19 protein-coding genes are annotated in these 19,639 nt (G+C 71.3%); 2 read left to right on the forward strand and 17 right to left on the reverse strand.

Features of this window, described 5'->3' with window-relative positions; translation table 11 throughout:
* Nucleotides 1-57 precede the first annotated feature (57 nt).
* A complete protein-coding gene (locus ABZ135_RS29015; RefSeq protein WP_356699660.1) occupies nt 58-1,134 on the forward strand; it encodes a hypothetical protein in 1,077 nt (358 codons plus the stop codon).
* A gap of 58 nt (nt 1,135-1,192) precedes the next feature.
* Here ABZ135_RS29015 and metK read toward each other — a convergent pair whose 3' ends face one another.
* The 13 genes from metK to pyrR form a co-directional block, all read right to left on the reverse strand.
* On the reverse strand, nt 1,193-2,401 hold the full coding sequence (gene metK / locus ABZ135_RS29020; protein ID WP_345490265.1) for a methionine adenosyltransferase: 1,209 nt from the start codon (nt 2,399-2,401) through the stop codon (nt 1,193-1,195).
* A 266-nt stretch (nt 2,402-2,667) separates the two neighbouring features.
* Nucleotides 2,668-3,885, reverse strand: a complete 1,218-nt coding sequence (gene coaBC / locus ABZ135_RS29025; protein WP_356699662.1) for a bifunctional phosphopantothenoylcysteine decarboxylase/phosphopantothenate--cysteine ligase CoaBC — start codon at nt 3,883-3,885, stop codon at nt 2,668-2,670.
* Nucleotides 3,886-4,012: 127 nt separating this feature from the next.
* Entirely contained in the window at nt 4,013-4,285 is a 273-nt protein-coding gene (rpoZ, locus tag ABZ135_RS29030) for a DNA-directed RNA polymerase subunit omega (protein WP_005319902.1), read from the reverse strand.
* 28 nt (nt 4,286-4,313) lie between these two features.
* The gene (gene gmk / locus ABZ135_RS29035; protein ID WP_356699663.1) at nt 4,314-4,877 is read right to left on the reverse strand and encodes a guanylate kinase; all 564 of its coding nucleotides are present in this window, start codon (nt 4,875-4,877) and stop codon (nt 4,314-4,316) included.
* A 61-nt stretch (nt 4,878-4,938) separates the two neighbouring features.
* A complete protein-coding gene (locus ABZ135_RS29040; RefSeq protein ID WP_026246651.1) occupies nt 4,939-5,262 on the reverse strand; it encodes an integration host factor in 324 nt (107 codons plus the stop codon).
* A 324-nt stretch (nt 5,263-5,586) separates the two neighbouring features.
* The gene (pyrF, locus tag ABZ135_RS29045) at nt 5,587-6,420 is read right to left on the reverse strand and encodes an orotidine-5'-phosphate decarboxylase (protein ID WP_356699664.1); all 834 of its coding nucleotides are present in this window, start codon (nt 6,418-6,420) and stop codon (nt 5,587-5,589) included.
* Nucleotides 6,417-7,538 carry a quinone-dependent dihydroorotate dehydrogenase gene (locus tag ABZ135_RS29050; protein WP_356699665.1) on the reverse strand — a complete coding sequence of 374 codons (1,122 nt, stop codon included), beginning with the start codon at nt 7,536-7,538 and terminating at the stop codon, nt 6,417-6,419. The genes pyrF and ABZ135_RS29050 overlap by 4 nt, the downstream gene beginning before the upstream one ends.
* Before the next feature lie 57 nt (nt 7,539-7,595).
* Complete coding sequence (gene carB, locus ABZ135_RS29055) at nt 7,596-10,904, reverse strand: carbamoyl-phosphate synthase large subunit (RefSeq protein WP_356699666.1); 3,309 nt, start codon at nt 10,902-10,904, stop codon at nt 7,596-7,598.
* Nucleotides 10,897-12,039 (reverse strand): glutamine-hydrolyzing carbamoyl-phosphate synthase small subunit, encoded by a 1,143-nt coding sequence (gene carA, locus ABZ135_RS29060; RefSeq protein ID WP_356699667.1) that lies wholly within the window; start codon nt 12,037-12,039, stop codon nt 10,897-10,899. The genes carB and carA overlap by 8 nt, the downstream gene beginning before the upstream one ends.
* The gene (locus ABZ135_RS29065) at nt 12,036-12,635 is read right to left on the reverse strand and encodes a hypothetical protein (RefSeq protein ID WP_356699669.1); all 600 of its coding nucleotides are present in this window, start codon (nt 12,633-12,635) and stop codon (nt 12,036-12,038) included. Before ABZ135_RS29065 ends, carA begins: the two co-directional genes overlap by 4 nt.
* Nucleotides 12,632-13,918: a dihydroorotase gene (locus tag ABZ135_RS29070; protein WP_356699671.1), complete on the reverse strand. Its 1,287-nt coding sequence runs from the start codon at nt 13,916-13,918 to the stop codon at nt 12,632-12,634. Before ABZ135_RS29070 ends, ABZ135_RS29065 begins: the two co-directional genes overlap by 4 nt.
* Nucleotides 13,919-13,925: 7 nt before the next feature.
* Complete coding sequence (locus ABZ135_RS29075) at nt 13,926-14,906, reverse strand: aspartate carbamoyltransferase catalytic subunit (protein WP_356699673.1); 981 nt, start codon at nt 14,904-14,906, stop codon at nt 13,926-13,928.
* A gap of 83 nt (nt 14,907-14,989) precedes the next feature.
* Nucleotides 14,990-15,553 carry a bifunctional pyr operon transcriptional regulator/uracil phosphoribosyltransferase PyrR gene (pyrR, locus tag ABZ135_RS29080; protein ID WP_356699675.1) on the reverse strand — a complete coding sequence of 188 codons (564 nt, stop codon included), beginning with the start codon at nt 15,551-15,553 and terminating at the stop codon, nt 14,990-14,992.
* Between the two features lie 247 nt (nt 15,554-15,800).
* Between pyrR and bldD the strand changes: the two genes are divergently transcribed.
* Nucleotides 15,801-16,301 (forward strand): transcriptional regulator BldD, encoded by a 501-nt coding sequence (bldD, locus tag ABZ135_RS29085; RefSeq protein WP_005319862.1) that lies wholly within the window; start codon nt 15,801-15,803, stop codon nt 16,299-16,301.
* A 167-nt stretch (nt 16,302-16,468) separates the two neighbouring features.
* Here bldD and nusB read toward each other — a convergent pair whose 3' ends face one another.
* From nusB to ABZ135_RS29105, 4 genes are all read right to left on the reverse strand, one after another.
* Nucleotides 16,469-16,906 carry a transcription antitermination factor NusB gene (nusB, locus tag ABZ135_RS29090; RefSeq protein WP_345490252.1) on the reverse strand — a complete coding sequence of 146 codons (438 nt, stop codon included), beginning with the start codon at nt 16,904-16,906 and terminating at the stop codon, nt 16,469-16,471.
* Nucleotides 16,907-16,908: 2 nt separating this feature from the next.
* The gene (efp, locus tag ABZ135_RS29095) at nt 16,909-17,475 is read right to left on the reverse strand and encodes an elongation factor P (RefSeq protein ID WP_356699677.1); all 567 of its coding nucleotides are present in this window, start codon (nt 17,473-17,475) and stop codon (nt 16,909-16,911) included.
* A gap of 48 nt (nt 17,476-17,523) precedes the next feature.
* Nucleotides 17,524-18,630: an aminopeptidase P family protein gene (locus ABZ135_RS29100; RefSeq protein ID WP_356699679.1), complete on the reverse strand. Its 1,107-nt coding sequence runs from the start codon at nt 18,628-18,630 to the stop codon at nt 17,524-17,526.
* A 125-nt stretch (nt 18,631-18,755) separates the two neighbouring features.
* A complete protein-coding gene (locus ABZ135_RS29105) occupies nt 18,756-19,616 on the reverse strand; it encodes an AAA family ATPase (RefSeq protein ID WP_356699681.1) in 861 nt (286 codons plus the stop codon).
* Between the last annotated feature and the right edge of the window lie 23 nt (nt 19,617-19,639).

The raw sequence follows: 19,639 nt of genomic DNA on the forward strand, positions 1-19,639 counted from the left end.
TCCTCACCGCATCCCTGCCCCTTGTCGACGTTCGTCGACCCTGTCGCGGAGACATCCATGAGTTCTGGACACAAGACGATGACGGTCTTCCTCACCCTCATCGGTGGTCTGTTGATCGTGATCGCCGGACTCTGCGCGGAGTGGCCCTGGTGGGTGTGGCCGACCGCATTCGGTGGTCTGCTCGTCATGGCATCCCTGGTTCTGGCGGGTGCCCGCAGACGGCGTCCCCTGATCCCTCCCCAGCACACCCTGGAACCGGACCTGCCGATCCCACCCGTCGAACGTTGGGAAAAGGTCGTCCGCAACGTCGCCCTGCCCAGCTCCTCCGCCGATTACGACTTCCTCGTCACCGCGCTCGTCCGCTGGGTCCCCGTGGACGTGCCCCATGGGGCACCCGAGGTCAGCAGCGCCGGTCTCGCCGTGGACGCCGTGCTCACCCGGGCGCGGGAGATCACCGTCGCCCAGCCGCCGCAGCGGAGCAGCCTGGTGCAGCACCAGCTCAGCGGCGAGCTGGCCACGATGCGGCCGGATCCGACCGGACGGGTCCTGGCGATGGCCGAGAACGTCCAGGTGACGCTGTCGGACGCCGACCGTGAACGCCTCGACAAACTCGCCACCGTACGGAAGAACGAGGCGGTCTGGGAGCACGAGCGCAAGTGGGAGCAGAGCAAGCGCGCCTATCTGGGCGAGGACGTCCTGACCTCCACGGGCAGCGCGGTCGTGTGGTGGCTCGCGAAGAACAACGACCGGGTGGACAAGGCGGTCGCGGACATCGGCCTGCTGGCCCAGCTCACCGCGGTGGCCAACGACGAGCCGGTACCGGACCGGCTGCATCCGTACGTGGCTCCTCCGACGGAGGGGGAGAGCGACCAGTCTGCGGAGGCGGGCTCGGTGTCGCTCGCCGACCGGCTCGTGGACTTCATGGCTCACGCCGGCCTCGACGAGGACGATCCCGAGCGCTTGCTCTTCCTCCGCCGGGTGGCCGAAGCCGCCCGCGCCGCGCGGGTGCCCGATGCCGATGCGCTGGAACGGCTCGCCGATGAGACGGATCGCCCCTACCGGGAACCCTCCCCTCCGGAGGAGGGCGACGGCCCGGACGGCGACGGGCCCGGCACCCCCGATTCATCCCTGTGAGAAGACGGCGAAGGCCCGGCACCACCGGGTGCCGGGCCTTTCGTCGGACTGCGGTCGCTTACAGACCGGCGGCCGCCTTGAGGGCGTCGACGCGGTCGGTGCGCTCCCAGGTGAAGTCCGGCAGCTCGCGGCCGAAGTGGCCGTAGGCGGCGGTCTGGGAGTAGATCGGGCGGAGCAGGTCGAGGTCGCGGATGATCGCGGCCGGGCGGAGGTCGAAGACCTCGGCGATGGCGTTCTCGATCTTCTCGGTCTCGACGGTGTTGGTGCCGAAGGTCTCGACGAAGAGGCCGACGGGCTCGGCCTTGCCGATCGCGTAGGCGACCTGGACCTCGCAGCGGGAGGCGAGGCCCGCGGCGACGACGTTCTTGGCGACCCAGCGCATGGCGTAGGCGGCCGAGCGGTCGACCTTGGACGGGTCCTTGCCGGAGAAGGCGCCGCCACCGTGGCGGGCCATGCCGCCGTAGGTGTCGATGATGATCTTGCGGCCGGTGAGGCCGGCGTCGCCCATCGGGCCGCCGATCTCGAAGCGGCCGGTCGGGTTGACCAGGAGGCGGTAGCCGTCGGTGTCGAGCTTGATGCCCTCCTCGACGAGCTCCTTCAGGACGTGCTCGACGACGAACTCGCGGATGTCGGGCGCGAGCAGCGACTCGAGGTCGATGTCCGAGGCGTGCTGGGAGGAGACGACGACCGTGTCGAGGCGGACGGCCTTGTCGCCGTCGTACTCGATGGTGACCTGGGTCTTGCCGTCGGGACGCAGGTACGGGATGGTCCCGTTCTTGCGGACCTCGGTCAGGCGGCGGGAGAGCCGGTGCGCCAGGTGGATCGGGAGCGGCATGAGCTCCGGGGTCTCGTCCGACGCGTAGCCGAACATCAGGCCCTGGTCGCCGGCGCCCTGCTTGTCGAGCTCGTCCTCGTCGCCCTCGACGCGCTTCTCGTAGGCGGTGTCGACGCCCTGCGCGATGTCCGGGGACTGCGACCCGATGGAGACCGAGACGCCGCAGGACGCGCCGTCGAAGCCCTTCTTCGAGGAGTCGTACCCGATGTCGAGGATCTTGTTGCGGACGAGGGTGGGGATGTCCGCCCATGCCTTGGTGGTGACCTCACCGGCGACGTGCACGAGGCCGGTGGTGATCAGCGTCTCGACGGCGACGCGGGAGGTGGGGTCCTCCTTGAGCAGCGCGTCGAGGATGGTGTCGCTGATCTGGTCAGCGATCTTGTCGGGGTGACCCTCGGTCACGGACTCCGAGGTGAACAGACGACGGGACACAACGCTCCCTGGGGTTGCAGCGGCTGCTGGCTAGTCGATTGCGGACCGGCAGGGGGCTGCGCCCCTCGACGTTCCGAGGACAGTCTATCGGGCAGGATCGGGCATCTGGCCAGGTCCCCTGTCCGGTGGAGGCGTGATCTGTGCGCTTGCCGACGCCCCGGGCGGGGCTTATGTCCGGGTTCGCGCGTTTTCTCTCCGCCGCGTGAGGGACACCTCGGCCTCCCTCACCGTTCGTACGGAGTTCACCGCGGACCTGACGGCGGCAGTCACCCGGCGGCAGGGCGCAGGCGCGGCAGCACCAGGTCCCACACCGTCTCCGCCAGGGCTTCCTTCGGCCCGTACGGGACGGGCGTCTCGGTGCCGTCGGCGGCGAGGACCACGGCCTCGTTCTCCTCCGCACCGAAGGTCTTGCGCTCCCCCACCTCGTTGACGACGAGGAGGTCGCAGCCCTTGCGGCGCAGCTTCTGCCGGCCGTGGGCGAGGACGTCGTCCGTCTCGGCGGCGAAGCCCACGACGACCTGGCCGGGCAGGGCGCGGTCGGCGGAGATCTCGGCGAGGATGTCCGGATTGCGGACCAGCTCGATGGTGGGGGCGCCGCCGTCGTCCGTCTTCTTGATCTTGCCGGTGGCGTAGGCGGCGGGGCGGAAGTCGGCGACCGCCGCCGCCATGACGACCGCGTCGGCGTCGGCCGCGGCCTTGAGGACCGCCTCGCGCAGGTGGAGGGCGGTCCCCACGCGCACCACGTCGACGCCGGCGGGGTCGGGCAGCCCCGTGTTGGCCTCGATCAGGGTGACCCGGGCGCCCCGGGCGGCCGCGGTCCTGGCGAGGGCGTAGCCCTGCTTGCCGGAGGAGCGGTTGCCCAGGTAGCGGACCGGGTCGAGGGGCTCGCGGGTGCCGCCGGCGCTGATCACGACGTGGCGGCCGGCGAGGTCGGGGGCCGCCGCCGCGCCCCGGTCGAGGACCCGTCGGCAGATCTCGAAGATCTCGCCCGGGTCGGGCAGCCGGCCCTTGCCGGTGTCGACGCCGGTCAGGCGGCCGACGGCCGGTTCGATGACGACGGCGCCGCGGCGGCGCAGGGTGGCCACGTTCTCCTGGGTGGCCGGGTGCTCCCACATCTCGGTGTGCATGGCGGGCGCGAAGACCACCGGGCAGCGGGCCGTGAGCAGGGTGTTGGTCAGCAGGTCGTCGGCGAGGCCGTGGGCCGCCTTGGCCAGCATGTCGGCGGTGGCGGGGGCGACGACGACGAGGTCGGCGGCCTGGCCGATCCGCACGTGCGGGACCTCGTGGACGGTCTCCCACACCTCGGTGGAGACGGGGTTGCCGGAGAGCGCGGACCAGGTGGCCTCTCCGACGAAGTGCAGGGCGGAGTCGGTCGGCACGACCCGGACGTCGTGACCGGACTCGGTCAGCCGCCGCAGCAGCTCGCACGCCTTGTACGCGGCGATGCCGCCGCTCACGCCCAGGACGACCTTCGGCTTCGCCACCGCGCTCAACTCTGCTCCCCGCACTCGGATGCGTACGACCGCACGACTACTCGTCTCCATGAGACACCACAGGCCCGGCGGATGTTCCGCCGGGCCTGTGGTGACAAGCGTTACAAGATGCGGTGCTCTACTGGGCCGGACCCTCGATGGCCTCGGAGGTCAGCAGGCCCGCGTTGATCTCGCGCAGGGCGATCGAGAGCGGCTTCTCGTGGACGTGGGTGTCCACGAGCGGTCCGACGTACTCGAGCAGACCCTCACCGAGCTGCGAGTAGTACGCGTTGATCTGACGCGCGCGCTTGGCCGCGTAGATCACGAGGCTGTACTTCGAGTCCGTGGCCTCGAGCAGCTCGTCGATCGGCGGGTTGATGATGCCCTCGGGCGCGGTGATGGAAGAGGACACGCTCTACCTTCCGAAGATGGAAAAAAGATCAGACAACGTGCATCAACGTTAGCAGCTCGCGCGCGACGTCCTCGACGGAGGTGTTGACGAGGGTGGTGTCGAACTCCGACTCGGCGGCCAGCTCGACCTTCGCGGCCTGCAGCCGGCGCTCGATGACGTCGGGCGACTCGGTGCCGCGGCCGGTGAGCCGGCGGACCAGCTCGTCCCAGCTCGGCGGAGCCAGGAAGACGAGCTGGGCCTCGTCCATGGAGTCCTTGACCTGGCGCGCGCCCTGGAGGTCGATCTCCAGGAGCACCGGCTCGCCCGCCTCCAGGCGGTCGAGGACCGCGCGGCGCGGGGTGCCGTAGCGGTTGCCCGCGAACTCGGCCCACTCCAGCAGCTCGCCGTTGGCGACCAGCTTGTCGAACTCGTCGTCCGTGACGAAGAAGTACTGGACGCCGTGCTTCTCGCCGGGCCGCGGCTTTCGTGTCGTGGCCGACACCGAGAGCCAGACCTCGGGGTGGACCTTGCGCATATGAGCGACGACCGTGCTCTTGCCCACCCCTGAGGGGCCGGAGAGCACGGTCAGCCGCGGACGTACCTCTGCTGCCATGCAGCGATTATTCCAGCTTTACGGGTGTGCCCGGGACGCGTGTCCCCGGGCCGGGGCGCCCTCAGGCGCCGGTGCTGCCGAACTCGCGCTCCAGGGAGGCGATCTGGTTGGAACCGAGGCCGCGGACCCGGCGGCTCTCGGAGATGCCCAGTCGCTCCATGATCTGCTTGGCGCGGACCTTGCCCACGCCCGGCAGGGACTCGAGCAGCGCGGAGACCTTCATCTTGCCAATGACGTCGTTCTCCTGGCCCTGCTTGATGACCTCGTGGAGGGAGGCGCCGGAGTGCTTGAGTCGATTCTTGACCTCGGCCCGCTCCCGGCGAGCCGCGGCGGCCTTTTCGAGCGCGGCTGCGCGCTGTTCAGGGGTAAGGGGCGGAAGAGCCACGCCTACGTCACCTCGGATGTCGAACTGTCGGATACGGACCGGTGGGAAAACCGCGCGCCCCGCGTGAGCGGAGCACACCACACCAGTGGAGCAACGACCGACGTGGAGTACGCCGAACGCCGACTCTGTCCCGGAGACTAGCGGCCACGGCCGCTCCAGTCAGCGAGAACAGACGAAAAGTCCTGGTCAGCATCGACCGACCAGGACTTTTCCGACATAACGACCCGGTTTTGGGTCAAGTTTTGTCAAGGAGTGAGACGACCGGGACACGCCGCCTCACCTGCGGATTGGCGAGAACCCGCCGAAAACGGCGCTCGGGGTGCCTCAGGCGCCCACGGCCTCCCTGATCTCGTTCGCGTAACGTTCCGCCGCCGCCCGCAGCGCGACCGCGTCCGGCCCCTCCTTCAGCACCCCGCGGCTGACGTTCGGGACCACGTTGCGCACCGCCGGGCCGAAGACGGCGGGCAGGTCGGCCGCGGTCGCGCCCTGGGCGCCGATGCCGGGCGCGAGCAGCGGGCCGTTGATGTCGAGGTCGAAGGCGGACAGGTCGCCGAGGGTGGCCCCGACGACGGCGCCGAAGGAGCCCATCGGGCTCTCCCCCGCGTTCTCCTCCGCCAGGTGGGCCAGCATCGTCGCGCCGACGGTCCGGCCGTCCTCGCGCACCGCGCGCTGCACCTCGGACCCCTCGGGGTTGGAGGTCAGCGCCAGGACGAAGAGCCCGGCACCGGACGCGCGGGCCAGGTCCACGGCCGGCTTCAGCGAGCCGTAGCCGAGGTACGGGGAGACGGTGAGCGCGTCGGAGAAGAGCGGGGAGTCCTCGCGGAGGAACGCCTCCGCGTAGGCGGCCATGGTGGAGCCGATGTCCCCGCGCTTGGCGTCCATGACGACCAGGCCGCCGGCCGCGCGCAGATCGGCGACGGCGCGCTCCAGGACGGCGACGCCGCGCGAGCCGAAGCGCTCGAAGAAGGCCGCCTGGGGCTTGAAGACGGCGACGGTGTCGGCAAGCGCCTCGACGACCGTGTACGTGAAGCGCTCCAGGCCCGCGATGTCGTCGGCCAGGCCCCAGGACTCCAGGAGCGAGGCGTGCGGGTCGACGCCGACGCACAGGGGCCCGCGCTCGTCCATGGCGGAGCGCAGTCGTGCACCGAAGGGGGTCATGCGGTGGCCTTTCCGGAGTCGGTTCGGTGGGCGGCGCCGACGGCCTCGGCGAGGGTGGCGTACGGGGAGGCGGCGAGCCGCGCCGCGAGGCCCTTGTGGATCGCGCGGGCGTAGAACGGGCCCTCGTAGATGAAGGCGCTGTAGCCCTGGACGAGCGTGGCACCGGCGAGGATCCGCTGCCAGGCGTCCTCCGCGTTCTCGACGCCTCCGACGCCCACGAGGACGAGCCGGTCGCCCACGCGCGCGTAGAGGCGGCGCAGGACCTCCAGGGAGCGCTGCTTGACGGGGGCGCCGGACAGGCCGCCGGTCTCCTGCACGAGCGCGGGGTCGGACCGCAGGCCGAGGCCCTCGCGGGCGATGGTGGTGTTCGTGGCGATGATGCCGTCGAGGCCGAGCTCCAGGGCGAGGTCGGCGACGGCGTCCACGTCCTCGTCGGCGAGGTCGGGGGCGATCTTCACCAGGAGCGGCACGCGGCGGCCCGTCACGGAGCGGTCCGCGGCCTCGCGGACGGCGGTGAGCAGCGGGCGCAGCGACTCGGTGGCCTGGAGGTTGCGCAGGCCCGGGGTGTTCGGGGAGGAGACGTTGACGACCAGGTAGTCGGCGTGCCGGGCGAGGCGCTCGGTGGACTTCACGTAGTCGGCGGCGGCCTCGGCCTCGGGCACGACCTTGGTCTTGCCGATGTTGACGCCCACGACCGTCCGGAAGACGGGGTTGCGGGCGGCCAGGCGGGCGGCGACGGCGGCCGAGCCCTCGTTGTTGAAGCCCATCCGGTTGATCAGGGCGCGGTCCGGGACGAGGCGGAAGAGCCGCTTCTTGGGGTTGCCGGGCTGGGCCTCGCCGGTGACCGTGCCGATCTCGACGTGGTCGAAGCCGAGCATGGCCATGCCGTCGATGGCGACGGCGTTCTTGTCGAAGCCGGCGGCGAGGCCGAAGGGGCCGTGCATGCGCAGGCCGAGGGCCTCGGTGCGCAGCTCCTTGTAGCGGGGCGCGAGGACGGCGGCGACGAAGGTGCGCAGGACCGGGACGCGGGCCGCGAGCCGGATCCAGCGGAAGGCCAGGTGGTGGGCCTCCTCCGGGTCCATCCGCTTGAAGACGAGGTGGAAGAAGAACTTGTACATGAAGGGTGTCCTCAGCAAGAGGGGGACACCGTTTTCCGGTGTCCCCCTTGTGGGCTGCTAGTCGCGGGCCGCGATCAGATGTGCCGCGTGTTCCTGGAGCGATCGGACGCCCACGTCGCCGTGGTTGAGGGCGTCGATGCCCTGGACGGCCGCGGCGAGCGCCTGGACCGTGGTGAGGCACGGGACGCCGCGCGAGACCGCCGCCGTGCGGATCTCGTAGCCGTCGAGGCGGCCGCCGGTGCCGTAGGGGGTGTTGACGATGAGGTCGACCTGACCGTCGTGGATGAGCTGGACGATCGTCTTCTCGCCGCCGGGGCCCTCGCCCTCGCTGAGCTTGCGCACGATGGTGGCGTTGATGCCGTTGCGCTTGAGGACCTCGGCGGTGCCGGAGGTGGCCAGCAGCTCGAAGCCGTGGGCGACGAGCTCGCGCGCCGGGAAGATCATCGAGCGCTTGTCGCGGTTGGCGACCGAGATGAACGCGCGGCCCTTGGTGGGCAGCGGGCCGTAGGCGCCGGCCTGCGACTTGGCGTAGGCCGTGCCGAAGACCGAGTCGATGCCCATGACCTCGCCGGTGGAGCGCATCTCCGGGCCGAGGACGGTGTCCACGCCGCGGCCGTGGATGTCGCGGAAGCGCGACCACGGCATCACGGCCTCCTTGACGGAGATCGGCGCGTCCAGCGGCAGGGTGCCGCCGTCGCCGTTCTTCGGCAGCAGACCCTCGGCGCGCAGCTCGGCGATGGTGGCGCCGAGCGAGATGCGGGCGGCGGCCTTCGCGAGCGGCACCGCGGTCGCCTTCGAGGTGAAGGGGACGGTGCGGGAGGCGCGCGGGTTGGCCTCGAGGACGTACAGGATGTCGCCGGCCATGGCGAACTGGATGTTGATCAGGCCGCGCACGCCGACGCCCTTGGCGATGGCCTCGGTGGAGGCGCGCAGCCGCTTGACGTCGAAGCCTCCCAGCGTGATCGGGGGCAGGGCGCAGGCCGAGTCGCCGGAGTGGATGCCGGCCTCCTCGATGTGCTCCATGACGCCGCCGAGGTAGAGCTCCTCGCCGTCGTAGAGCGCGTCGACGTCGATCTCGATGGCGTCGTCGAGGAAGCGGTCGACGAGGACCGGGCGGGTCGGGGAGATCTCGGTCGACTCGGCGATGTACGCCTCCAGGCGCGTCTCGTCGTAGACGATCTCCATGCCGCGGCCGCCGAGCACGTACGAGGGGCGTACGAGGACGGGGTAGCCGATCTCGTCGGCGATCTTCTTGGCGCCCTCGAAGGTGGTGGCCGTGCCGTGCTTGGGGGCGGGCAGGCCCGCCTCCTCCAGGACGCGGCCGAAGGCGCCGCGGTCCTCGGCGGCGTGGATGGCCTCCGGGGAGGTGCCGACGACCGGCACGCCGTTGTCCTTGAGCGCCTGGGCGAGGCCCAGCGGGGTCTGGCCGCCGAGCTGGACGACGACACCGGCGAGGGGGCCGGCCTGCTGCTCGGCGTGGACGATCTCCAGGACGTCCTCCAGGGTGAGCGGCTCGAAGTAGAGCCGGTCGGAGGTGTCGTAGTCCGTGGAGACGGTCTCCGGGTTGCAGTTGACCATCACGGTCTCGTAGCCCGCCTCGCTCAGCGCGAAGGAGGCGTGGACGCAGGAGTAGTCGAACTCGATGCCCTGGCCGATGCGGTTCGGGCCGGAGCCCAGGATGATCACCGCGGGCTTCTCGCGCGGCGCGACCTCGGTCTCCTCGTCGTAGGACGAGTAGAAGTACGGGGTCTTGGCGGCGAACTCGGCGGCGCAGGTGTCGACCGTCTTGTAGACCGGGCGGACGCCGAGGGCGTGCCGGACCTCGCGGACGACGTCCTCGCGCAGGCCGCGGATCTCGGCGATCTGGGCGTCGGAGAAGCCGTGCCGCTTGGCCTCGGCGAGCAGCTCGGGGTCGAGCTTCTCGGCGAGGGCGAGCTCGTCGGCGAGCTCCTTGATGAGGAAGAGCTGGTCGACGAACCAGGGGTCGATCCTGGTGGCGTCGAAGACCTCCTCGGGCGTGGCGCCCGCGCGGATGGCCTGCATGACGGTGTTGATCCGGCCGTCGGTGGGGCGGACCGCCTCGCGCAGCAGCTCGTCCTTGTCGCCGGGCTCGCCGGTGAAGGCGAACTGGCTGCCCTTCTTCTCCAGGGAGCGCAGGGCCTTCTGGAGGGCCTCGGTGAAGTTGCGGCCGATCGCCATGGCCTCGCCGACCGACTTCATGGTGGTGGTGAGGGTGGAGTCGGCGGAGGGGAACTTCTCGAAGGCGAAGCGGGGGGCCTTGACGACGACGTAGTCGAGGGTCGGCTCGAAGGAGGCCGGCGTCTGCTCGGTGATGTCGTTGGGGATCTCGTCCAGCGTGTAGCCGACGGCCAGCTTGGCGGCGATCTTGGCGATCGGGAAGCCGGTGGCCTTGGAGGCGAGCGCGGAGGAGCGGGAGACGCGCGGGTTCATCTCGATGACGATGATCCGGCCGTCGTCCGGGTTGACCGCGAACTGGATGTTGCAGCCGCCGGTGTCGACGCCGACCTCGCGGATGATCGCGATGCCGATGTCGCGCAGCCGCTGGTACTCGCGGTCGGTGAGGGTCATCGACGGAGCGACGGTGATGGAGTCGCCGGTGTGGACGCCCATCGGGTCGAAGTTCTCGATGGAGCAGACGACCACGACGTTGTCGGCCTTGTCGCGCATCAGCTCCAGCTCGTACTCCTTCCAGCCGAGGATGGACTCCTCCAGGAGCACCTCGGTGGTCGGGGAGAGCGTGAGGCCCTGGCCGGCGATGCGGCGCAGCTCCTCCTCGTCGTGGGCGAAGCCGGAGCCGGCGCCGCCCATGGTGAAGGAGGGGCGGACGACGACGGGGTAGCCGCCGAGCGTCTCGACGCCCTTGAGGACGTCGTCCATGGAGTGGCAGATGACCGAGCGGGCGGACTCGCCGTAACCGATCTTGGCCTTGACGGCCTCGACGACGCCCTTGAAGAGGTCGCGGTCCTCGCCCTTGTGGATGGCCTCCACGTTGGCGCCGATGAGCTCGACGCCGTACTTCTCCAGGACGCCCTGCTCGTGCATGGAGATCGCGGTGTTGAGCGCGGTCTGGCCGCCGAGGGTGGGCAGGAGGGCGTCGGGGCGCTCCTTGGCGATGATCTTCTCGACGAACTCGGGGGTGATCGGCTCGACGTAGGTGGCGTCGGCGATCTCCGGGTCGGTCATGATCGTCGCCGGGTTGGAGTTCACCAGGATGACGCGCAGGCCCTCGGACTTGAGGACCCGGCATGCCTGGGTGCCGGAGTAGTCGAACTCGGCGGCCTGGCCGATGACGATCGGGCCGGAGCCGATGACCAGGACGGACTGGATATCGGTGCGCTTAGGCACGCTCGGCCTCCATCAGAGAAACGAAGCGGTCGAAGAGGTACGCGGCGTCGTGCGGGCCCGCGGCCGCCTCGGGGTGGTACTGGACGGAGAAGGCGGGCTGGTCGAGCAGCCGCAGACCTTCCACGACGTTGTCGTTCAGGCACACGTGGGAGACCTCGGCACGCCCGTAGGGGGTGTCGGAGACCTTGTCGAGGGGCGCGTCGACGGCGAAGCCGTGGTTGTGCGCGGTGACCTCGACCTTGCCGGTGGTGCGGTCCTGGACGGGCTGGTTGATGCCGCGGTGGCCGTACTTCAGCTTGTACGTGCCGAAGCCGAGGGCGCGGCCCAGGATCTGGTTGCCGAAGCAGATGCCGAACAGGGGCGTCCTGCGCTCCAGGACGGCCCGCATGACGGCGACGGGGCCGTCGGCGGTGGCGGGGTCGCCGGGGCCGTTGGAGAAGAACACGCCGTCGGGGTTCACCGCGTAGACGTCCTCGGCGGTGGCGGTGGCGGGCAGCACGTGGACCTCGATGCCGCGCTCGGCCATCCGGTGCGGGGTCATGCCCTTGATGCCGAGGTCGACGGCGGCGACGGTGAACTTCTTCTCGCCGATCGCGGGGACGACGTAGGTCTCCTTGGTGGCGACCTCGGCGGAGAGGTCGGCGCCCTTCATCTCGGGCTGCTGCCGGACCTCGGCGAGCATGGTGCCCTCGTCCGGCAGAGCGGTGCCGGAGAAGATGCCGACGCGCATGGCGCCGCTCTCGCGCAGGTGGCGGGTGAGGGCGCGGGTGTCGACGCCCTGGATGCCGACGACGCCCTGCTCGCGCAGCTCCTCGTCGAGGGAGCGGCGGGCGCGCCAGTTGGAGGAGACGCGGGCGGGGTCGCGGACGACGTAGCCGGCCACCCAGATGCGGGCGGACTCGGGGTCCTCGTCGTTGACGCCGGTGTTGCCGACGTGCGGGGCGGTCATCACGACGACCTGGCGGTGGTACGACGGGTCGGTCAGGGTCTCCTGGTAGCCGGTCATGCCGGTGGAGAAGACGGCCTCGCCGAAGGTCTCCCCCACGGCCCCGTAGGCGCGGCCGCGGAAGATGCGGCCGTCCTCCAGGACGAGTACGGCGGGAACCTTGGCAGTTCCCCTGGTGGAGGTCGTCATCGTGCGTTGCCTTCCGTCGTGTGTGCGGGGGTGGTCGAGCGGGGGGTGGTCGAGCTCAGGGAGTTGAGGGCCTCGACCCAGGCGGCGTGCTCGGCCGCGCGGTCGGCGCGGAAGCCGGAGTCGAGCAGGGTGTCGCCGTGCTCCCAGGTGACGATCAGGAGCCCGCCCTCGGCGAGGACCTTGCCGGCGATGCCCTTGTCGAGGCGGGCCTCGCGCAGGGCGCCGGCGGGGATCAGGAAGTCGTCGGCCCCGGGGCGGACGACCGAGATCCCGGCGTCGGTGAGCGTGAGCTCGGCGCGGCTGCGGACGCCCAGGCCGTGGGCCACGATCCGGTCGAGCCACTGACCTGCGGTGGTGGAGCCGTGGTAGCGGCCGTGCAGCGTCAGCCGCGGCTCGCCGGGCTCCTCGGGCGGGGCGGGCAGCGGCGGGAGGCCGGACTGGAGGCTGCCGCGCCACTTCCATCCCTGGCGCATCAGCCAGTAGACGAAGGCGATGAAGAGCAGCAGTCCGGCGACCCAGCCGAGTCGTCCGGCCCAGTCGGTGACCTCGGCCGATTTCCGTTCGGCTTCGGCGGCCAGGTGGATGAGTGGTGTCACGCCAGCTTCCCGTCGACGAGCGTTGCCCGGCCCCGCAGGAACGTGTGGGTGACGCGTCCCGGCAGCTCGCGGCCCTCGTAGGGGGTGTTGCGGCTGCGGGAGGCGAAGTCGGCGGGGTCCACGACACCACGGTATGCCGGATCGACCAGGGTCAGGTTGGCGGGCTCACCTGCCGAGACGGGGCGTCCGTGGCCCTTGGCCTGCCCGATCCGGGCGGGGGCGAAGGACATCCGGTCGGCGACGCCGGCCCAGTCGAGGAGCCCGGTCTCGACCATCGTCTGCTGGACGACGGACAGGGCGGTCTCCAGGCCGACCATGCCCATGGCGGCGGCGGCCCACTCGCAGTCCTTGTCCTCGTGCGGGTGCGGGGCGTGGTCGGTGGCCACGATGTCGATCGTGCCGTCGGCCAGGGCCTCGCGCAGGGCCATCACGTCGCGCTCGGTGCGCAGCGGCGGGTTGACCTTGTAGACCGGGTTGTAGGTGCGGACCATCTCGTCGGTGAGGAGGAGGTGGTGCGGGGTGACCTCGGCGGTGACGTCGATGCCGCGGGACTTGGCCCAGCGGACGATCTCGACGGAGCCGGCCGTGGAGAGGTGGCAGATGTGGACGCGGGAGCCGACGTGCTCGGCGAGGAGGACGTCGCGGGCGATGATCGACTCCTCGGCGACGGCCGGCCAGCCGCCGAGGCCGAGCTCGGCGGAGACGACGCCCTCGTTCATCTGGGCGCCCTCGGTGAGGCGGGGCTCCTGGGCGTGCTGGGCGACGACGCCGCCGAATGCCTTCACGTACTCCAGGGCGCGGCGCATGATCACGGCGTCGTCGACGCACTTGCCGTCGTCGGAGAAGACGGTGACGCCGGCGGCGGAGTCGTGCATGGCGCCGAGCTCGGCGAGCTTCTTGCCCTCCAGGCCGACGGTGACGGCGCCGATGGGCTGCACGTCGCAGTAGCCGGCCTCCTTGCCGAGCCGGTAGACCTGCTCGACGACGCCGGCGGTGTCGGCGACGGGGAAGGTGTTGGCCATGGCGAAGACGGCCGTGTAGCCGCCGGTGGCGGCGGCGCGGGTGCCGGTGAGGACGGTCTCGGAGTCCTCGCGGCCGGGCTCGCGCAGATGGGTGTGCAGGTCGACCAGGCCGGGCAGGAGGATCCGTCCCTCGGCCTCGATCACCTGGGCGTCCTCGGCCGACAGGCCCGTACCCATCTCGGCGATGATCTCGCCGTCGATCAGGACGTCCTGGGCCTCGCCGCCGAGCACCTTCGCACCACGGATCAGGATCTTGCTCATGCGGTTCTCAGCTCTCTTCGGTACGGGCGGGGGCGGTGGCGGCGGGCTCGGAACCGCCGAGCAGCAGGTAGAGGACGGCCATGCGGATGGAGACGCCGTTGGCGACCTGCTCGACGACCGTGCAGCGGTCGGAGTCGGCGACCTCGGCGGTGATCTCCATGCCGCGGACCATGGGCCCGGGGTGCATGACGATGGCGTGCTCGGGCATCGTCGCCATCCGCTGGGCGTCGAGCCCGTAGCGGCGCGAGTACTCGCGCTCGGTCGGGAAGAAGGCGGCGTTCATCCGTTCGCGCTGCACACGCAGCATCATGACCGCGTCGGACTTCGGCAGCACGCCGTCGAGGTCGTAGGAGACCTCGCAGGGCCAGTGCTCGACGCCGACGGGGACCAGGGTCGGCGGGGCCACCAGGGTGACCTCGGCGCCGAGGGTGTGCAGCAGGTCGACGTTGGAGCGGGCGACCCGGCTGTGCAGGATGTCGCCGACGAGGGTGATGCGCTTTCCGGCCAGGTCCTTGCCGAGGCCGGCGTCGCGGCCGACGAGGCGGCGGCGCATGGTGAAGGCGTCGAGCAGGGCCTGGGTGGGGTGCTGGTGGGTGCCGTCGCCGGCGTTGATGACCGGGGCGTCGATCCAGCCGGAGGTGGCCAGGCGGTACGGGGCGCCGGAGGCGCTGTGGCGAATGACCACGGCGTCGACGCCCATCGCCTCCAGGGTCTGGGCGGTGTCCTTCAGGGACTCGCCCTTGGAGACGCTGGAGCCCTTGGCCGCGAAGTTGATGACGTCGGCGGACAGGCGCTTCTCGGCCGCCTCGAAGGAGATCCGGGTGCGGGTGGAGTCCTCGAAGAAGAGGTTGCAGATCGTGCGCCCGCGCAGGGTCGGGAGCTTCTTGATCGGCCGGTCGGCCACCCGGGCCATCTCCTCGGCGGTGTCGAGGATGAGGACGGCGTCGTCGCGGGTGAGGTCGGCGGCCGAGATGAGGTGACGCATCATCGGGGGTTCTCTCCGTGGTGGGGAGGGTGAGGGCGTGCGGGCGCGCAGGGCTGTGCCCCGGACCCGTCGTGGGCCGGTCCGGATCAGGAGGCGGGCTTGCTGCCGAGCAGGACGGTGTCGCGACCGTCCTCCTCGGCGAGCTGGACCTTGACCGTCTCCCGCAGCGACGTGGGGAGGTTCTTACCGACGTAGTCGGCGCGGATCGGGAGTTCGCGGTGGCCGCGGTCGACGAGGACCGCGAGCTGGACGGCACGGGGGCGGCCGATGTCGCCGAGGGCGTCGAGGGCGGCGCGGATGGTGCGGCCGGAGAAGAGGACGTCGTCGACGAGGACGACCAGGCGGCCGTCGACGCCGTCGCCGGGGATCTCGGTGCGGCCGATGGCGCGCGCCGGCTTCATCCGCAGGTCGTCCCGGTACATGGTGATGTCGAGGGAGCCGACCGGGACCTTGGCGCCGGTGATCGACTCGAGCTTCTCGGCGAGCCGGCGGGCGAGGTAGACGCCGCGGGTGGGAATGCCGAGGAGGACCACGTCGTCGGCGCCCTTGGCGCGCTCGACGATCTCGTGGGCGATGCGGGTCAGGACCCGCGCGATGTCCGGGGCCTCGAGAACGGGCCGGGCGGCATCGGTCTGCTGCTGTGCGTCCATATGAAAACGGACCTCCTTCTCCGCCTCACGGGACGGACCTTAAAGGACGTCGGAATTGCGCCATCCACCTTACCAGGGGCGGACACGTGCCCCGCCCACCTCCCCGTGCGCCACTCCGGGCACCGTCCCTCGGGAGAGGGCGGTATGGACCATTCGGCTTGACGGGAGAGTGTCACGCTGCGTAACCTCACAGTGAGTTACCAGCCGCGCGGCGCAGCCGCATGTCGTCACAGCGTCCGGGAGCGTTATGTCCAGCGAATACGCAAAGCAGCTCGGGGCCAAACTCCGTGCGATCCGCACCCAGCAGGGCCTTTCCCTCCACGGTGTGGAGGAGAAGTCCCAGGGCCGCTGGAAGGCGGTCGTGGTCGGCTCGTACGAGCGTGGCGACCGTGCCGTGACCGTGCAGCGTCTGGCCGAGCTGGCGGACTTCTACGGGGTGCCGGTGCAGGAGCTGCTGCCGGGCACCACGCCGGGCGGGGCCGCCGAGCCGCCGCCGAAGCTGGTCCTGGACCTGGAGCGCCTGGCCCACGTCCCGCAGGAGAAGGCCGGCCCGCTCCAGCGCTACGCGGCGACGATCCAGTCGCAGCGCGGCGACTACAACGGCAAGGTGCTGTCGATCCGCCAGGACGACCTGCGCACCCTCGCCGTGATCTACGACCAGTCCCCCTCGGTCCTCACCGAGCAGCTCATCAGTTGGGGCGTGCTGGACGCGGACGCGCGCCGCGCCGTCGCCCACGAGGAGAGCTGACGCTCCTCCCGACCCCTTCTCGGGTCACCAGCAGAAACGTGCCGCCGGGCCCCGGGAGTCACCGACTCCCGGGGCCCGGCGCTTTGCGTCGCCCGGGGAAATGGGACGGGACACGCCGAAGGGCCCGCAGCACCGAGTGCTGCGGGCCCTTCGACCGCCAGGGGGGACTACGCGTCCGCGTCCCGGCGCAGGCGCGGCTTCAGGTCCTTGAAGCGCGCGAGCAGACCGTTGACGAAGGTCGGCGACTCGTCCGTGGAGAACTCCTTGGCGAGCTGCACGGCCTCGTCGATCGCCACCGCGTCCGGGGTGCCGTCGTCCCAGATCAGCTCGTACGCCGCGAGGCGCACGATGTTCCGGTCCGCGACGGGCATCCGGTCGAGGTCCCAGTCCACCGCGTAGGTCGCGATCAGCTCGTCGATCCGGGCGATGTGCTGGGCGTAGCCCTCGACCAACTGCATGGTGAACTCGTTCACCGGCGGCTGGCGGTCGTCGGCCCGGTGGTGCCGGACCTGGTCCGCGAGGACTTCCTGCACCGATGCACCGCGTTGGTCGGCCTCGAACAGGATCTGGAAGGCCCGCCTGCGGGCCTTGCTCCGGGCGGCCACGGTTAGCTGTTCACCCGGCCGAGGTAGTCGCTGGTGCGGGTGTCGACCTTGATCTTCTCACCGGTGGTGATGAAGAGCGGGACCTGGATCTCGTGGCCGGTCTCCAGGGTGGCGGGCTTGGTGCCACCGGTGGAGCGGTCGCCCTGGACACCCGGGTCGGTGTGCTGGACGGTCAGCTCGACGGCGGCCGGGAGCTCGACGAAGAGCACCTCGCCCTCGTGCTGCGCGACGGTGGCGGTGAAGCCCTCGATGAGGAAGTTGGCGGCGTTGCCGACGGCCTTGCGGTCGACCATCAACTGGTCGTAGGTCTCCATGTCCATGAAGACGAAGTAGTCGCCGTCCATGTAGGAGAACTGCATGTCACGGCGGTCAATGGTGGCCGTGTCGACCTTCACGCCCGCGTTGAAGGTCTTGTCGACGACCTTGCCGGACATGACGTTCTTGAGCTTGGTGCGCACGAAGGCCGGGCCCTTGCCGGGCTTGACGTGCTGGAACTCGACGACGGACCAGAGCTGGCCGCCTTCGAGCTTGAGCACCAGGCCGTTCTTGAGGTCGTTCGTGGAAGCCACGGTTGCGGAATCTCCTGGACTGACGTGGACCCCGGAGGCGTACGCGCCCTACAGCGCGAGCAGCTCCTTGGTCGTGATGGTGAGTAGCTCGGGTCCGCCGTCCGCCTCCTGGCGCACGACGAGCGTGTCATCGATCCGGACCCCGCCCCGGCCCGGGAGGTGGACCCCCGGTTCGACGGTGACCGGCACACAAGCGTCCAGTTTACCCATGGCCGCGGGTGCGAGCTGCGGGTCCTCGTCGATTTCCAGGCCCACGCCGTGCCCCGTCAGGGCCGTGGTGGCGTCGCCGTGGCCCGCCGCGTCGAGGATCTGCCGGGCCGCGCGGTCCACGTCCCGGTACGCGGCGCCGGGCACCAGGGCCTCGCGTCCGGCGCGCTGAGCGGCGAAGACGAGGTCGTAGAGCTCGATCTGCCAGTCCGCGGGGGTGGTGCCGATGACGAAGGTGCGGCCGATCTCGCAGCGGTAGCCGCGGTAGTTGGCGCCGAGACAGACGGAGAGGAAGTCGCCCTCCTCGACCCGGCGGTCGGTCGGCCGGTGCCCGGCCCGGCCGGAGTGCGGCCCGGTGGCCACGGAGGTGGGGAAGGCGGGCCCGTCGGCGCCGTGGTCGACGAGCCGGCGTTCCAGCTCCAGCGCGAGGTGCCGCTCGGTCCTGCCGACCAGGATCGACTCCAGGAGCTCGCCGAGGGCCTGGTCGGCGATCTCGGCGGCGATCCGCAGACAGGTGATCTCGTCCTCGTCCTTGACGATCCTGAGCTGCTCGACGGCCGAGGACAGGTCGGCAAGGCGCAGCCCGGGGGCGACGGAGCCCATGGCCCGGTGGCGGGAGACCGTCAGATGGTGCTCCTCGACGGACAGGGCGTCGGCTCCCGCCTTGCGCGCGAAGTCGACGGCCGCGACGGCCGGGTCGCCGCCGTCGGTGGGCAGGACGACCTGGCGCAGGAGCTCGTCGAGCCGCCCGTCGGCCGGATCTCCGCCCGGGGCGGTCGGGCAGAGCAGCACGTCCTCGTCGGGGCCGAGCAGGAGCACGGCGCCGGCGGGCGAACCGCCCGTGAGATAGCGGACATTGGCGGGGCGGGTGACCAGGGCCGCCGCGCTGCCGGCGGCCGCGCACCGGTCGCGCAGCCGCATCCGGCGGTCCGCATACAGCTCTGACATGTTCCGAGCCTACGAGCGCCCGGGCGCCCCGGCCTGTTGTGCGCGGCCGACCGGGAGCCGGCGGCCCGGGAGCCGCCCGGGACCGGGGCTGGGGGCCGCCCGGGACGGGGACTGCGGGCTGCGGCTCAGGACGGGGGCTGGCCGGATATCGCGCGGGCGAGCACCTCGTCCAGGACCCGGGCCGTGGTCTCCACGTCGTACGTGGAGTTGTCGATGATCGGCAGGCCGGAGCCGTACCAGCCGGCCATCCGCCCGTGGATCGCGGCGACCTCCTCGTCCGCGAGGCGGCGGTTGCCGCTGCGCTCGGCGTTGCGCTCCAGGACGATGTCGAGGCCGGGCAGCAGGACGACGGGGAGCAGGCCGGGGCCCACGTGGCGCTTCCAGCCGCCGAGGCCGACGACGGGCCAGTCGGGGAAGACGGCGTCGTCGAGGATGCAGGAGATGCCGTTCGCGAGGAAGTTGCGGGCGGCGAAGCCGCAGGTGCGGCGGGCCAGCCGGTACTGGGCCTCGGAGTTCTCGTTCCAGCCGGACTGCGGGTCGGCGAAGCCGGAGCAGACCCACTCGCGCACGTCGTCCAGGCTGATGTGGGCCGTCGGGACGCTCCGGCGGCCGGCCCAGTGGCGGGCGACGGTGGTCTTGCCGGCGCCGGCCGGGCCGATGAGCAGCACGGCGATGGTGGCGGTGCCGGTGCCGCCGCCGTTGGCCGGGGGCGGCATCGTGAGGTGCCCGGTGACCGGCGGGACGGGGACGGGTCCGGTGGCCTGCGGGCCGCCGACGGGCCCGGCGGCCGGTGCGCCGCTCCAGCCCGCGGGCGGGCCGGGCGGCGGGCCCTGGGGCGCGGGCGGCGCGGGGTAGGGGTGGTGCGGCGGGGCCGGCGGGACGGGCGGCGGTCCGCCCTGGGCCCGGGGGCCGGCGGCGCCGGGGGCCCAGTGGGTGTGGCCGGTGGGTTCGTGCGGTGGCAACGGAGCCCCCATCCCGTGCTGCATCCGGTGCCCACTCCGTCCCTGCG

This window comes from Streptomyces sp. NPDC006339, from assembly GCF_040612775.1.
Lineage (GTDB): Bacteria > Actinomycetota > Actinomycetes > Streptomycetales > Streptomycetaceae > Streptomyces.